This is a genomic window from Bradyrhizobium sp. YCK136 (assembly GCF_044570075.1).
Classification (GTDB): Bacteria; Pseudomonadota; Alphaproteobacteria; order Rhizobiales; family Xanthobacteraceae; genus Bradyrhizobium; species Bradyrhizobium diazoefficiens.
This window is the reverse complement of record NZ_CP172424.1, coordinates 9,070,716-9,084,632: the sequence shown is the minus strand read 5'-3', so window position 1 is coordinate 9,084,632 and position 13,917 is coordinate 9,070,716. Positions and strand designations below refer to the sequence as shown.

9 protein-coding genes and 4 pseudogenes are annotated in these 13,917 nt (G+C 65.3%); 9 read left to right on the top strand and 4 right to left on the bottom strand.

Annotated features, from left to right (window positions below):
• Nucleotides 1-144 precede the first annotated feature (144 nt).
• The 3 genes and pseudogenes from ACFLEY_RS43925 to ACFLEY_RS43915 form a co-directional block, all read left to right on the top strand.
• Nucleotides 145-2,251 (top strand): annotated as a pseudogene (locus ACFLEY_RS43925) (TRAP transporter permease).
• Nucleotides 2,206-2,625 (top strand): DUF1850 domain-containing protein, encoded by a 420-nt coding sequence (locus ACFLEY_RS43920; protein WP_309142074.1) that lies wholly within the window; start codon nt 2,206-2,208, stop codon nt 2,623-2,625. The pseudogene ACFLEY_RS43925 and the gene ACFLEY_RS43920 overlap by 46 nt, the downstream one beginning before the upstream one ends.
• Before the next feature lie 57 nt (nt 2,626-2,682).
• A pseudogene (locus ACFLEY_RS43915) lies at nt 2,683-3,093 on the top strand (SDR family NAD(P)-dependent oxidoreductase); the annotation flags it as partial.
• 75 nt (nt 3,094-3,168) lie between these two features.
• Here the strand turns inward: ACFLEY_RS43915 and ACFLEY_RS43910 are convergent.
• Nucleotides 3,169-4,382, bottom strand: a protein-coding gene (locus ACFLEY_RS43910; protein WP_244433177.1) for an IS3 family transposase whose coding sequence is annotated in 2 segments (ribosomal slippage) — nt 3,169-4,106 and nt 4,106-4,382 — 1,215 coding nt in all. Because the reading frame shifts where the segments join, the coding sequence is not laid out codon by codon here.
• A gap of 72 nt (nt 4,383-4,454) precedes the next feature.
• Here ACFLEY_RS43910 and ACFLEY_RS43905 point away from each other — a divergent pair.
• Nucleotides 4,455-4,856 (top strand): annotated as a pseudogene (locus ACFLEY_RS43905) (SDR family NAD(P)-dependent oxidoreductase); the annotation flags it as partial.
• Nucleotides 4,857-5,016: 160 nt separating this feature from the next.
• On the opposite strand, the gene ACFLEY_RS43900 reads toward ACFLEY_RS43905, so the two are convergent.
• Both ACFLEY_RS43900 and ACFLEY_RS43895 read right to left on the bottom strand, forming a co-directional pair.
• A complete protein-coding gene (locus ACFLEY_RS43900; RefSeq protein ID WP_060909281.1) occupies nt 5,017-5,787 on the bottom strand; it encodes a hypothetical protein in 771 nt (256 codons plus the stop codon).
• A 139-nt stretch (nt 5,788-5,926) separates the two neighbouring features.
• Nucleotides 5,927-7,503 (bottom strand): annotated as a pseudogene (locus tag ACFLEY_RS43895) (cation:proton antiporter).
• A gap of 70 nt (nt 7,504-7,573) precedes the next feature.
• On the opposite strand from ACFLEY_RS43895, the gene ACFLEY_RS43890 reads away from it, so the two are divergent.
• The 5 genes from ACFLEY_RS43890 (at nt 7,574) to ACFLEY_RS43870 (ending at nt 13,555) form a co-directional block, all read left to right on the top strand.
• Nucleotides 7,574-8,338: a tetratricopeptide repeat protein gene (locus tag ACFLEY_RS43890; protein ID WP_060912751.1), complete on the top strand. Its 765-nt coding sequence runs from the start codon at nt 7,574-7,576 to the stop codon at nt 8,336-8,338.
• A 241-nt stretch (nt 8,339-8,579) separates the two neighbouring features.
• Nucleotides 8,580-9,956: a tetratricopeptide repeat protein gene (locus ACFLEY_RS43885; protein WP_060909282.1), complete on the top strand. Its 1,377-nt coding sequence runs from the start codon at nt 8,580-8,582 to the stop codon at nt 9,954-9,956.
• 303 nt (nt 9,957-10,259) lie between these two features.
• Nucleotides 10,260-12,170 carry a propionyl-CoA synthetase gene (locus tag ACFLEY_RS43880; RefSeq protein WP_011084127.1) on the top strand — a complete coding sequence of 637 codons (1,911 nt, stop codon included), beginning with the start codon at nt 10,260-10,262 and terminating at the stop codon, nt 12,168-12,170.
• A gap of 176 nt (nt 12,171-12,346) precedes the next feature.
• Nucleotides 12,347-12,616, top strand: coding sequence for a hypothetical protein (locus tag ACFLEY_RS43875; RefSeq protein WP_028173597.1), 270 nt, complete (start codon nt 12,347-12,349; stop codon nt 12,614-12,616).
• 192 nt (nt 12,617-12,808) lie between these two features.
• Nucleotides 12,809-13,555 (top strand): OmpW family protein, encoded by a 747-nt coding sequence (locus tag ACFLEY_RS43870; protein ID WP_028173596.1) that lies wholly within the window; start codon nt 12,809-12,811, stop codon nt 13,553-13,555.
• 69 nt (nt 13,556-13,624) lie between these two features.
• On the opposite strand, the gene ACFLEY_RS43865 is transcribed toward ACFLEY_RS43870, so the two are convergent.
• The gene (locus tag ACFLEY_RS43865) at nt 13,625-13,810 is read right to left on the bottom strand and encodes a hypothetical protein (protein ID WP_027546983.1); all 186 of its coding nucleotides are present in this window, start codon (nt 13,808-13,810) and stop codon (nt 13,625-13,627) included.
• Nucleotides 13,811-13,917 lie beyond the last annotated feature (107 nt).

Here is a 13,917-nt window from a genome sequence, read left to right as displayed (position 1 = left end):
GCATCGCCCCGGAATGACGGAGTGAGCGTGGATGCCCGGGTCATCTGCGCGAAGACGCTTCGCGCTTCTGCCCGGGTATGACGTATTCAGGGCGCAGCGCGAATGCTGTAAGAACGCACCTAATCAGGGCGCGGGGAAACATCGATGTTGCAGGCAGAGGGCTCTGAGGCGCCCATCAAGGTCGAATTCGACAATTTCGAGCACGGCTTCCCCGAAGGGTTTGGCCCGGGCTGGTGGGGCCGGCTCGCCTACTGGATCGGCATCGCCTTTGCGACCTTCCAGCTCTATGTCGCCGCCTTCAACTATCTGCCGAGCCAGGTGGTGCGCGGCGTCCATGTCGGCTTTCTCGTTCTCCTCACCTTTGGCCTGATCGCGAACTTCACTGCAAGGAGCGATGTCGGCCGCGCGCTCGGCTGGGTGATCGGCGGCGCCGGCTTCTTCTGCGGCCTCTACCAGTGGATCTTCTACGCCGATTTGATCGCGCGCGACGGCGATCCGACCAGGCTCGATCTCGCCGTCGGCACGCTGCTTGCGGTGCTGATCTTCGAGGGCACGCGGCGCCTGATGGGCGCGGCGCTGCCGCTGATGTGCGGCGCGTGCCTGCTCTACTGGTTCTTCGGCCAGAATCTGCCATCGCCGCTCAACCATCGCGGCTATGATTTCGACCAGATCGTCACGCATCTGTCGTTCGGCACCGAAGGCTTTTACGGCGTGCCGATCTACGTGTCGGCGACCTACATCTTCCTGTTCATCCTGTTCGGCTCGTTCCTCGAGCGCGCCGGCATGATCCAGCTCTTCACCGACGTCTCGCTCGGCCTGTTCGGCCGCACCCGCGGCGGACCTGCCAAGGTCGCGGTGTTCGCCTCGGGCATGATGGGCACGATCTCGGGCTCGGGCGTCGCCAACGTCGTCACCGTCGGCCAGTTCACGATTCCCTTGATGACCAAGTTCGGCTATCGCCGCGCCTTTGCAGCCGGTGTCGAGGCCACGGCGTCGATGGGCGGGCAGATCATGCCGCCGGTGATGGGCGCGGTCGCCTTCATCATGGCGGAGACGCTCGGCGTCCAGTATTCCGAGATCGTGAAGGCGGCGGCGATCCCCGCGATCCTCTATTTCGCATCCGCGTTCTGGATGGTGCATCTGGAAGCCGGCAAGCACGGTCTCGTCGGCATGAAGCGCTCGGAGATCCCGAGCGCCTGGAAGGCGCTGGTGACGCGCTGGTACCTCGTGCTGCCGCTCGCCGCGCTGGTCTACATGCTGTTCGAAGGCTTTACGCCGCTCTATGCCGGCAGCATGGGCCTTGCGCTCACGGTGACGCTGATCCTGGGCGCCAGCATCACGGCCGGTGCGTCCTCGATGGTGATCCGCACCATCTTCTGGGTCGGGCTCGCGCTCGTCGTCGCCGCATTGTCGCGCGACGGCCTTCAGATCGTGCCGGTCGCGAGCGTCGTCGCCGGGCTGATCGTGATCACCGCCTTCATCCGCGGCGGGTTCAAGGCCCTGCGCGAGTGCCGCGACGCGCTGGCCGAGAGCGCCAAGTCCGCCATTACCGTCGGCATGGCGTGCGCCATCGTCGGCGTCATCATCGGCATAATGTCGCAGACCGGTGTCGGCACCATCTTCGGCGGCTGGGTGATCGGTCTCGGCGAGAAGAGCCTGTTCCTGGCGCTGATCATGACCATGCTGCTGTCGATCCTGCTCGGCACCGGCATTCCGACCATCCCGACCTACATCATCACCGCCGCGCTCGCGGCGCCTGCGCTGGCGAAACTCGGCGTGCCCCTGATCGCGAGCCACATGTTCGCGTTCTACTACGGCATCATGGCCGACCTCTCGCCGCCGGTCGCGCTCGCCGCGCTCGCGGCCGCGCCGATCGAAGGAAAATCCGGACAAGATCGGCTGGGAGGCGATGCGCATCGCGCTCGCCGGCTATGTCATCCCCTTCGTCTTCGTCTATTCGCCGGCGCTGATGCTCCAGGCCGGCGATCCCATGGCGGCCAAGCTCGGCTTCTACGGCGCGGTCGCGCTAGCGACCTTCAAGGCGCTGGTCGCGATCGGCCTGTTCGGCATGGTCGCGATCGGCTTTCTGTTCACGCGGCTGACGTTCGTCGAACGCCTGGTCGCGCTCGGTGCCGCGTTCTGCCTGCTCGGCGATTTCCCGTTCAGCGACACCGCGGGCTTCGTGCTGTCCGCCGCGCTCGTGCTGTGGCAGTGGCGGCAGCGCCCGCCGGCAGTGGTCGAGGCGGTGTGAGCCTCTGCTTCGCCACAGCATCGGGCGTGAAGGCGCTGGCGCTGTCCGCCTTCACGCTGGTGTGGACGCATTCGATCGAAAAGGTCGACTGGCAGGAGGACTGGCGCGTCACGCCGGCGGGGCTCGAACTGGTGCAGGCGCGGGTCAAGGGCAGCGGTGCCGGCATGGAGCCGCCGCCCGAAGCGCGGCTCGTCGATGGCTGGTTTCAATGGCAGCCGCAGCGTGCGCCGATGCAGGAGGTCGTGCTCGGCAATTCCGGCGCCGCCGGGGAATGGCGGCTCTGCCATGACGGCGCGTGCCGGACATTGTCGGAGATTGTCGGGCATCCCATAGGTGCTAACGTCACGACGATGAAGGTCTGCAACGATCCGTAGCCCGGATTGCACTTCGCTCCATCCGGGCTACAAGAACAACAACAAGGGAGACACGCGATGGATCGGCTCAAGGGCAAGGTTGCGATGGTGGTGGGCGCCGGCTCGATCGGGCCGGGCTGGGGCAACGGCAAGGCGACCGCGGTGACCTTCGCGCGCGAGGGTGCGCAGGTGTTCTGCGTCGACCGCAACGGCACTGCTGCCGAGGAGACCGCGAAGATCATCAATGACGAAGGCGGCAAGGCGACCGCGTTTACCGCCGACGTCTCGCGGTCAGCCGAGATCGAGGCGATGGTCGCGGCGTGCCTGAAGGCCTATGGCCGCATCGACGTGCTCGACAACAATGTCGGCATCGCCGAGATGGGCAGCGTGGTCGAGGTAACCGAGGAGAGTTGGGACCGCGTCTTCAGCGTCAACCTCAAGAGCGCCTATTTCGCCATGAAGCACGTCATCCCCGTGATGGTGAAGCAGTGAAATGGACCCGCGGAGCGGGACCGGTTGAACCGGTTTGTTAGTTGGAAACGGATCGCTCCTGATCCCTTTCTATCACGCAGCCAGAGACTCTGTCTGCTGGAATTGCTGTGGGCATGTGGTCAACGCGTCAGCGTTGTCCACCATGTCCACAGCCTGCGCGGCCTGCATCCGTTCGCGCCAGACCGCCATCGGCGTGCGATAGCCGAGGGACTGATGAAGGCGACGATCGTTGTAGAAGGCGATCCAGCTCGCGATCCCTGCCTTGGCCTCGCGGCCGTCGGCATAGCCCTTGAGATAGATGTCCTCATGCTTGAGCGACCGCCACAGCCGCTCGATGAAGACATTGTCCATCCAACGACCGCGGCCATCCATGGAGATCTTGATCCCTGCGCCCACCAACGCGCCGGTGAAGGCCACGCTGGTGAACTGGCTGCCCTGGTCGGTGTTGAAAATCTCCGGCGTGCCGTACGTCGCCAGCGCCTCTTCCAGAGCCGCCACGCAGAACGAGACGTCCATCGTATTCGACAACCGCCACGCCAGAACCGCACGGCTCGCCCAGTCGATGATGGCGACGAGATAGAGAAAGCCGCGGCCGATGGGCAGATACGTGATGTCGGCCGCCCACACCTGGTTCGGCCGGTCGATCGTCATGTTGCGCAGCAGATAGGGATAGATCTTGTGGCCCGGCGCCGGCTTTGTCGTGTTCGGCTTCGGTCCCAGCGCCGCGATGCCCATCTTGCGCATCAACCGCTGCACGCGCTTGCGATTGACCTGAAGCCCCTCAGCCTTCAGCATCGCGGTCATTCGCCGCGAGCCCAGGAATGGCCAGGCGGTGAACAGCTCGTCGATCCGCTGCATCAGGGCAAGGTCGTTGTCGTTGGCCGGCTGTGGCGGCCGGTAGACCCCAGAACGGGCGATGCCAAGCAACATGCATTGCCGGCGGATCGACAGCGCCTGGTCGGCGCGATCGAGCATTCCTCGACGGTCCGGCGTGCTCATCTTCCGGACCTCCGCGCTAAAAAATCGCGCTCGACTGTCAGTTGTCCAATCTTGGCGTGCAGCTTCTCGATCTCGCGTTCGCGCGTTTCCTCGCTCTCGCGCCCGACACCCGCGTCAAAAGCCCGGGCCGCCTGGTCCAGCAGCTGCTTCTTCCAGGCATAGATCTGGTTCGGGTGAACCTCATAGCGCTGGGCCAGATCGGCCACCGTCGCCTGCTCCCGCACCGCTTCCAGCGCGATCTTTGCCTTCAACGCCGCGTCGATCTTCCGTCGTGTCTTCTTCGTCATCATGCCCTCCGTCTATCAAACGGAGCGGCCCTTTTCCAACTTAGCCTCTGGTCCCAAAACCGGGGTCCATTTCAGCAGGGCGGCGGCTCAATCATCAACATCTCTTCGATCGCCTCGATCCGCCACATGGGCATCTCCTACGTCACCTATGGCACCTCGAAGGCGGCGATGAATCAGATGACGCGCACCACCGCGATCGAGTTCGCGCGGCATCATGTGCGCGTGAATGCGATCCTGCCCGGCCTGATGAAGACCCCGATGGTCGAGCATTCCGCCGGCCTTGCCGCCAGCTACGCCAAGGGCGACGTCGAGGCGATGTGGCGCGCGCGCGATGCCCAGGTGCCGATGGGTCACATGGGCGATGCCTTTGACGTCGCGAATGCCGCGCTGTTCCTGGCGTCGGACGAGTCGAAATATGTGACGGGGATCGAGCTGGTCGTGGACGGCGGGATCACGTGCAAGGCGGGGGCGTAAGCGCTGCCTCACACTCCGCCGTCGTCCTGGACAAGCGAGCGCTGATCCAGGACCCATTACCACAGGGACAGGTTTGGCGAAGGCTGGTAGCTCCAGCCTTCTTCAACAATCGGCATTCGGGGTAATGGGTCCTGGCTTGCGCCAGGACGACATCGGAGAACTACTGCGCCAGCGCCAGAATCCCGCCGGCGAACGCATGCCATGCCGCGCTTTCGCTGATCGGCCAGTTCAGCACCTTCACCGCCAGCATCGCGAGCGTGCCGGTGATGTAGACCGGGTGCACGCGGCGCTCGGTGCGCCAGTCGCGCACCATGGCGACGACGAGCAACAGCGAGGCGACCACGGCCGGCGCGATGGTCACCGGCACCGGCGGTGGGCCGGGCGGTCCGGGAGGGGCGAGGAAGGTCAGAAACCAGCGTGCGATCGCGGCGTCGAGGATCGAGACCGCGGCGAGCAGCATCAGGCGCTTGTGGATCTCGGGCCTGCGGGTGTTCGCGATGCCGAGCACAAACACCACCGCGAAGAACGCGATGCCGCTCATCGGCACGATCGAGAAGGCGATGCCGGCTTCTTTCTGCCCGAGCGCGGCGGAGTGCTGCATCACGTGCACGGAGGCGAGGAAGCCGAAGATCGTCATCGCGGTCGCGAGCGAAACGCCGACGATGCCAATCGCGCGGTGATTGACCACGCGGCCTGAAGCCGCCAGCCAGGTCTGGATCACAAAATAGAGAGACCAGGTGAAGAACAGGAGGCCGTGAAAGTGAATCACGGGGCTTGCGGAGAACGTCCGGTGGGCGAGCGGCACCCAATAGGTCGGCGCGAAGCCGAGAAAAGCGGTCGCCGCGCAGGCCAGGGCCATGTGGAGGTAAAAATATCGTGCAGGCGACGCATCACGCGCGCGAACACGACGGTCGTCGATCAGGGTCGTCATCTGGAGTGTGTCTGAAGAGACGGCGTTTGGTTCAATGCCCCGCTGTCGTCCCGGATCGGCGCTCCGCTCCAGTCAACGCTGCGCGTTGTCTGGAGCTTCGCTCGTCCGGGACGACAGCGGAGTGTGCTGCTCTTGAGGCTTATCCCCCCGCGCTCAATTCTGCGCGATCGAGCTCCTCCTCGAGGCGGTGAAAGGCGTCGTCGCCGATCACCTCGGTGGCGCGCAGGTCGAAGATCGATTTGCGCGCAGCCTCGATGGCGCGGCGGCGCAGCGGATCGGCCGGTAATTCGCCACTGGCAATGCCGCCGTTCGGATCGTCGTCCGCCTGCATCAGGATGGCGCGATATTCGAGCCGCAGGATTTCCGCCTCCTCCGACGGATCGCTCTCGATCGCATCGAGCGCCGCGCGATAGGCGACCGCGCGTCCGCGCGCGACCTCGATGCCGACGGGATCGTCGTCCTTGAGCCCGAAGGCCAGGATCAGCGGCCGCAGCGTCAGGCCCTGGATGACGAGCGATCCCAGCACGACGGCAAAGGCGATGAAGACGATGAAGTCGCGATAGGGAAAGTTCTCCGGCAGGGCGAAGGCGGTCGCGAGCGTGACGAGGCCGCGCATGCCGCACCAGGAGATGATGAGGCCGTCCTTCGGCGAGGCCACCTGTTTCGGATCCTTGGGATGATAAAGTCCGTGGGCAATCAGCGCGCGCAATGTCGTGCGGTAGAACGTCACCCAGAGCAGCCGCACCAGGACCACCGTGAGCAGGATCCAGGCTGCCGCCACGCAATATTCCCAGCGCACGTCCGCGTCCAATCGCGTCCAGATCGGCCGCATCTGCATGCCGATCAGCATGAAGGCGAGCACGTTGAGCACGAACACCATCGTCTCCCACACCGCATAGGACGGCACCCGCAGCCGCGCCGGCATGTGCGCCCCCGCCGTGCGCGCCATGGTGATGGCGTAGACGACGATGGTGAGGATGCCGGAGAGGCCGAGATGCTCGGCGGCGATCCAGACCATGAAGGTGGTGGCGAATTGCAGGATGATCGCGCTCGGCGCTTCCTTCACGCGTTGGAGGAACAGCGGTATGATGCGCCCCGCCAGGAGACCTGCGAGGACGCTGCCGACAAGCGCCAGCGCGATCGTCGGCGCGACCTCGCTCCATTTCAGATGCTGCATGACGACCGCGCCGACGGCGATCCGATAGATCAGCAGCGAGGTCGCGTCGTTGAGCAGGCTCTCACCCTCCAGCACCTTCACCATGCGGTGGGGCAGCTTGACCTGGCTCAGGATCGCGACCGCCGCCGCGGCATCCGGTGGCGCCACGATGGCGCCGAGCGCGATCGCGGCGGCCCAGGGCATGTCAGGCATCAGCCGGTGCGCGACGTAGGCAACGCCGACCGTGGTCAGGCCGACCGCAGCCACCACGAGGGTCGAGACTGGAACCCAGTTGTTGCGCAGGTCCCGCAGCGAGGTGTCGAAGGCCGCATCCAGCAGCACCGGTGCGACAAAAGCGCCAATGCCAGGTCCGGCTCCAGCGTCCAGGTGGGACTATTCGGAACGAAAGCGATCAGGGCGCCGCCGATGGCGAGAAAGGTCGGGTAGGGGACCTTGATCCGCCGCGCCAGCGCCGATAAGGCAACGGCGCCGAGCAGTAGCGCGATGATCCATTCGAATGTCGACACGATAATCCCCGAAACCGATTTGAGCGGCGCCACAAGCTAGCACCAATCCGGCCGTATGATGGATAGTACGGCCTCAAGGCAAGACCTCCTGACTGCAGCAAGCATGCGTTTTCAAAATCTCATTCAATGGTCCGGTGCCGTACTGCTCTGCGCGCTCCCGCTCGGCGTGACCCTGGCCGCGACCGGTGGCGAGCCGGCCGCCGTCACGCAGGTCGACATCGCGCCGTGCCTTGCGGCCGCCGCTGGCGACGACATGGACAAGGCCAATTCCGCCTGCGCTGACGTGATCGACAATGAGAAGACGGCGAAGGGGGACCTGATCAAGGCGCTCGTCGCGCGCGGCGCGCTTTACGCGCGGCACGATCAGGTCGGCCGCGCGATCGCCGACGACAGCCGTGCTCTCTCGCTCGATCCCACCCTCGCGGATGTCTTCAATGCGCGGGGCGAGCTCTGGTTGAAGAAAGGCGACAAGCCCAAGGCGGTGCAGGATTTCGGCGCCGCGTTGAAGCTCGATCCGAACCACGAGAAGGCCAAGGCCAATCACAAGGCGATGGCGCGCGAGCTCGAGCGGATCGGGGCGCAGATGGCGGTCGCGGGCAAGCCCAGCTTCAATTGCGCTCGCGCGGCCCGCGCCGTGGAGAAGGCGATCTGCGGAAATCGCGAGCTCGCCGATCTCGACCGCGAGATCTACGGATCGCATTTGCGCGTCATCCGCGAAGCCCAGAGCCCGGCGGAGGCGCGCAAGATCCAGCGCGAACAGGACGATTTCATCGCGCGCAGGAATAGCGGGTTTGGCCGACCGGGGTATGATCTGAAGAAGGCAATGCAGGACAGGCTGCAACAGATCAACGGGGTGGACGGGTATTGAGTTCTTCGCCTCTCCCCGCGTGCGGGGAGAGGCCGGAATTTGCGGAGCAAATTCCGGGTGAGGGGGACTCTCCGCGAGTCTCACTGCTGCCGTCCCTGCTGAGGCTCCCCCTCACCCCACCCTCTCCCCGCAAGCGGGGCGAGGGAGTGCAGGTGCCGGTGCGTCGCTTGCTGGGCGCGCTTGAACCCATCGCCAATCCACCGCGACAATGGTGAAAACCTGACGTCACGGAGCCTTCCTCATGTGCGGCACGCGCTCTTCCGCGCAAACATCCAAAACCTCGCTGTGCGCCCTCCTGCTCAGCGCCGCCATGAGCCTTGTCCTCGCCGCGCCGGCCTCGGCCGCCGCCGATTGTATCGCCGGCAGCAAGGCTGCTCCCGCCGAGCTGATCACGTCGTGCAGCGCCATCATCGACCAGGCGGCCAATTCGAGCTCCGATCGCGCCGCGGCGCTGCTGGTCCGTGCCGACGCCAATGCACGCACCTCGGGTGGTCTCACCCAGGCCCTACGGGACATCGACCGCGCCATCGCGCTCGATGGCAGGAATGCCAAGGCCTGGCGCCTGCGCGGCGATCTCCTGCGCGAGGCCGGCGGCGATCTCAATCGCGCCGCGGCTGATCTCAGCAAGGTGATCGAGCTCGATCCGCAGGATGCGGAGTCCTACGAGCTGCGCGGCGTCGTCTACACCAGTCAGCGCCGGCTCGACCGCGCGCTGGCCGATTACGACCTGGCGATCAAGCTGAAGCCGGGTGACGCGCAGGCCTGGTCCGACCGCGGCGTGACCTATTATCTCGGCGGCGACAACGAAAAGGCGATCCGCGATCTCAGCGAGGCGCTGCGGCTCGATCCGAACCGGCCGCGCACCTACACCAATCGCGGCGCGGCCTACAAGAAGCTCGGCCAGCTCGACAAGTCCGTCGCCGACGCCGCCGAGGCCATCAGGCTCGATCCGAAGGTGCCGGAATATTACGACAATCGCGGCCTGTCGCTGGCCGCGATGGGCGATTACGACAAGGCGATCGCCGACTACGACCAGGCACTGCGGCTGGCACCGAAGCCGAACTTCTTCACCAACCGCGGCGATTCCTACCAGTTCAAGGGCGAGTTCGGGGCGGCGTTGAACGATTACGAAGCCGCGCTGAAGCTCGACCCGAATTTCGCGCAGACCTACAACAACCGCGCCGTGCTCTACAAGAAGATGGGCGAGCGCAGGAAGGCGCTGGCCGATTACGAGACCGCGCTGAAGCTCGATCCCGGCAATGACAACGCGGCCAACGGCCGCCGCACCATGATCGCGGAGATCGCGAAATTCGGCGATGAGCCGCGGCGTCCGCTCGCGGCGAATTCCGGCAACGGCCCGTCATTCGATTGCGCGACCGCGAAGCGCGAGGTCGAGAAGGTGATCTGCGCCGATCCGGAGCTGGGCGTGCTCGATCGCCAGATCGCCGAGACCTACGAGCGCGTGCTGAAATCCGCGAACAAGCGCTCGGCCGGCGACCTGCGCCGTACCCAGCGCGATTTCCTCGCCACCCGCAACGCCAGCTTTGGCCGGCCCGGCTATGACCTGAGGAAGGTCATGCAGGAGCGGTTGCAGCGGCTGAACGCGATGGAGGGGTAGGCGGGATTCTTCGCCTCTCCCCGCGTGCGGGGAGAGGCCGGAATTTGCGACAGCAAATTCCGGGTGAGGGGGACTCTCCGCGAGTCCAGCTCTCACCGTCCCCGGGGAGACTCCCCCTCACCCCGACCCTCTCCCCGCAAGCGGGGAGAGGGGGAAGGACATCATCCTTTTCAGCTTGAACCGCGGCCCGATCCCGGGAAAATACCTCTCAAACAAGGCCGGCGATTGATCCTGGTCATGGCGGGACGGCTGTCCTGTCGTCAGGTCAAGGCTAGGTGAATAAGGGAAACGGGAGCGCGGGACATGAACATCCAGGGCAAGAGCAGCTATCACGAGGTCCATGCACGCTCGCTGGCTGATCCCCAGGGCTTCTGGGCCGAGGCGGCCAGGGAAATCGACTGGATCGAGCCGCCCAAGACGATCTTCGACGCGTCGCAAGGAACCTACGGCCGCTGGTTCACCGGCGGCGTGGTCAACACCTGCTATAACGCGCTCGACCGCCATGTCGAACGCGGCCGCGCCGACCAGGTCGCGCTGATCCATGATTCGCCGCTGACGAACTCGATCACCAAGCTCACCTATGCCGAGCTGCTGAACGAGGTGCAGGCGCTCGGCGCCGTCATGCAGGATTTCGGCGTCGCCAAGGGCGATCGCGTCATTCTTTACATGCCGATGGTGCCGGAGGCGGTGGTCGCGATGCTCGCCTGCGCGCGCATCGGCGCGGTGCATTCCGTCGTGTTCGGCGGCTTTGCCGCGAAGGAGCTTGCCACCCGCATCGACGATGCACAGCCGAAGCTGATCCTGTCGGCGAGCTGCGGCATCGAGCCCGGCCGCATCGTGCAGTACAAGCCGCTGCTCGACGAGGCGATCAGGCTTGCCGGCAGCAAGCCGAAGGCCTGCATCGTGCTGCAACGTCCGCAGCTCACCTGTGACCTGGCGCCGGGCCGCGATTACGATTGGGCGAGCCTGCGCCGCAAGGCGATGAACGACGGCAAGAAGGCGCCTTGCGTGCCGGTCGCCGCCACCGATCCGCTCTACATCCTCTACACCTCGGGCACCACGGGCATTCCCAAGGGCGTGGTGCGCGACAATGGCGGCCATCTGGTCGCGGTGAAATGGTCGATGTTCAACCTCTATGGCGTCAAGCCGGGCGAGGTCTGGTGGTGCGGCTCCGACATCGGCTGGGTGGTTGGCCACAGCTACATCGTCTACGGCCCGCTGCTGCACGGCGCGACCTCGATCATGTATGAGGGCAAGCCGGTCGGCACGCCCGATGCCGGCGCATTCTGGCGCGTCATCTCCGAGCACAAGGCGGTGGCGCTGTTCACCGCGCCGACCGCGTTCCGCGCGATTCGGAAAGAGGATCCGGAAGGAAAGTTCATCCGGCAATACGACCTGTCGACATTCCGCACGCTGTTCCTCGCCGGCGAGCGCGCCGATCCGCCCACGGTGGAATGGGCGGAGCAGCAGCTGAAGGTGCCTGTGATCGACCATTGGTGGCAGACCGAGACCGGTTGGTGCATCGCCGGTAATCCGGTCGGCCTCGGCATGCTGCCGGTGAAGCACGGCTCGCCGACGGTGCCGATGCCGGGCTACCAGGTCGACGTGGTCGATGAAGCGGCCAAGCCTGTCGGTCCCAACACCATGGGCTCGATCGTCATCAAGCTGCCGATGCCGCCGGGCTGCCTGCCGACGCTGTGGAAGCAGGACGAGCGCTTCAAGGAGGCTTACCTCAGCGAATTCCCCGGCTATTACAAAACCTCGGACGCCGGCTACAAGGATGAGGACGGCTATGTCTGGGTGATGGGCCGTACCGACGACATCATCAACGTCGCCGGCCATCGCCTGTCCACCGGCGGCATGGAGGAAATCCTGGCCTCGCATCCCGACGTCGCCGAATGCGCCGTGCTCGGCGTCAAGGACGCGATCAAGGGCGAGGTGCCCTGCGGCTTCCTGGTGCTCAAGGCCGGCGTGCAGCGCGCACCCGCCGAGATCGAGAAGGAGATCATTGCGCTGGTGCGCGACAAGCTCGGGCCCGTCGCCGCCTTCAAGCTCGCCATCACCGTCGGCCGGCTGCCCAAGACGCGCTCCGGCAAGATTTTGCGCGGCACCATCAAGAAGATTGCCGACGGCGAATCTTGGACCATGCCCGCGACGATCGAGGACCCCAAGGTGCTGGACGAGATCGGGGCGGCACTGAAGGGGCGGGTGTGAGGTTTCGAACCATCGTTCCGGGGCGATGCGAAGCATCGAACTATGGTGCGCGATTGCGCACCTGGGAATCTCGAGATTCCGGGTTCGGTCCTGCGGACCGCCCCGGAATGACGGTGTTGCCGACTTACAATCTCCTCATTCCGGGCTAAACAGGGCCCGCCAACAGGGGACCTCGTATGCCACTCGCCACCGCGCCGCGCCTGCTTGCAGCCTTAGCTCTCGCCATTGTGCTCTCCGCCTGCTCGGCGCGCTACCAGACGCCCGTGGCTGTGGGCGGCGACGATGACGACGCGGTGTGCCAGAGCCGCGGTTATGCGGCGGGCTCGCCGGAATATGTGGCCTGCCGCAAGGACCGTGACGTCCAGCGCAGCGCCGCCACCGCCCGCGCCGACCGCCGCCAGCGCGATCTCGGCGAGTACATGCTGAACCATCCCGAGCGGCCGTGATATCGGGCGCGGTATAATCCTGCCTGGCCACTTGCTCGCATTCGCGTTCCTCGTGACACATCTGCAACGCCGCGGCACAAATCGTGCCGCGTTTCGCCGGATTTGATCGGCGTCAAATCCTTCACCATCCCCTTTCTGCTCTGACGCTGGTGTCGCGCAACGATGCGCGAGAGACGGCTGAAGGGGATTGAAATGCAGAGAACGACAAGACACTTGGCGCGGATCGCGATGGTCGGTGCGATGCTCGCGGGGACTTTTGCCTCGGCGCAGGCCGCGGACCTGCCGGTCTACAAGAAGGCGCCGCCGCCCGTGGAGGCGTTCAATCCCTGGATGGTGCGCCTGCGCGTGCTCGGTGTGTTGCCCGATGCCGGCGGCTCGACCGTCAACGTCGCGGGCGTGCCGTCGCTGTCGTCGCCGAATTCCGGCCTCTCGATCAGCGACCAGGTCGTGCCCGAGCTCGACATCAGCTATTTCTTCACCAGGAACATCGCGGCCGAGCTGATCCTCGGCGTGACCAGGCATTCGATCAGCGGCACCGGCTCGCTCGCGAATTTGCCGATCGGCAAGACCACGCTGCTGCCGCCGACGCTGACGCTGCAATATCACTTCGACAATTTCGGCGCGTTCAAGCCGTATATCGGCGCGGGCGTGAACTACACCGTGTTCTTCAACAATTCCGCCGCCAATGCGCCGGCCGCCATCGTCGGCCCGCCCGCGATCGTCGCCACCACCACGAGCCTGCACGTCAGCAATGCATGGGGCGGCGCCGTGCAGTTCGGCTTCGACTACATGCTCGACCGGCACTGGGGTCTCAACGTCGACGTCAAGAAGCTCTGGCTGCGGCCGGACTACAGCGCGACCGTCAGCGGCCTGCCCGTCACCGGCAACGCGCATATCGACCCGTGGCTGGTCGGCGGCGGCGTCACGTACAAGTTCTGATGACGTCTTCGCGGCGCCGGGCGGGGGGCCCGGCGCCGCGTCAATCTGCTCGACCAATCCTGTATCCTGTCAGTCCGAATGCACGGTGCGGGGATGCCGATCGTGCAGGAGCTTCGCGAGCGGGTCGCGATCCTCGGGGTGCCCTTGTACGGCGATCTCGAACAGCGATTCCTGAATGTCCCGGGGCATCTCACCCCAGACCGACAGCGCCGCGTGACCAAGCATCAAGGCAAAGCGTTCTTCGTTGACTTGCATCTCTGATCCTCCGCGCGGGAACAATGCGACATCATACGCATCGTTCCAGATTGCGGCCACGTGCGCCTCGCCGGCTGGCTGCCGAGATCATGCAGCCTCTCGCCCTG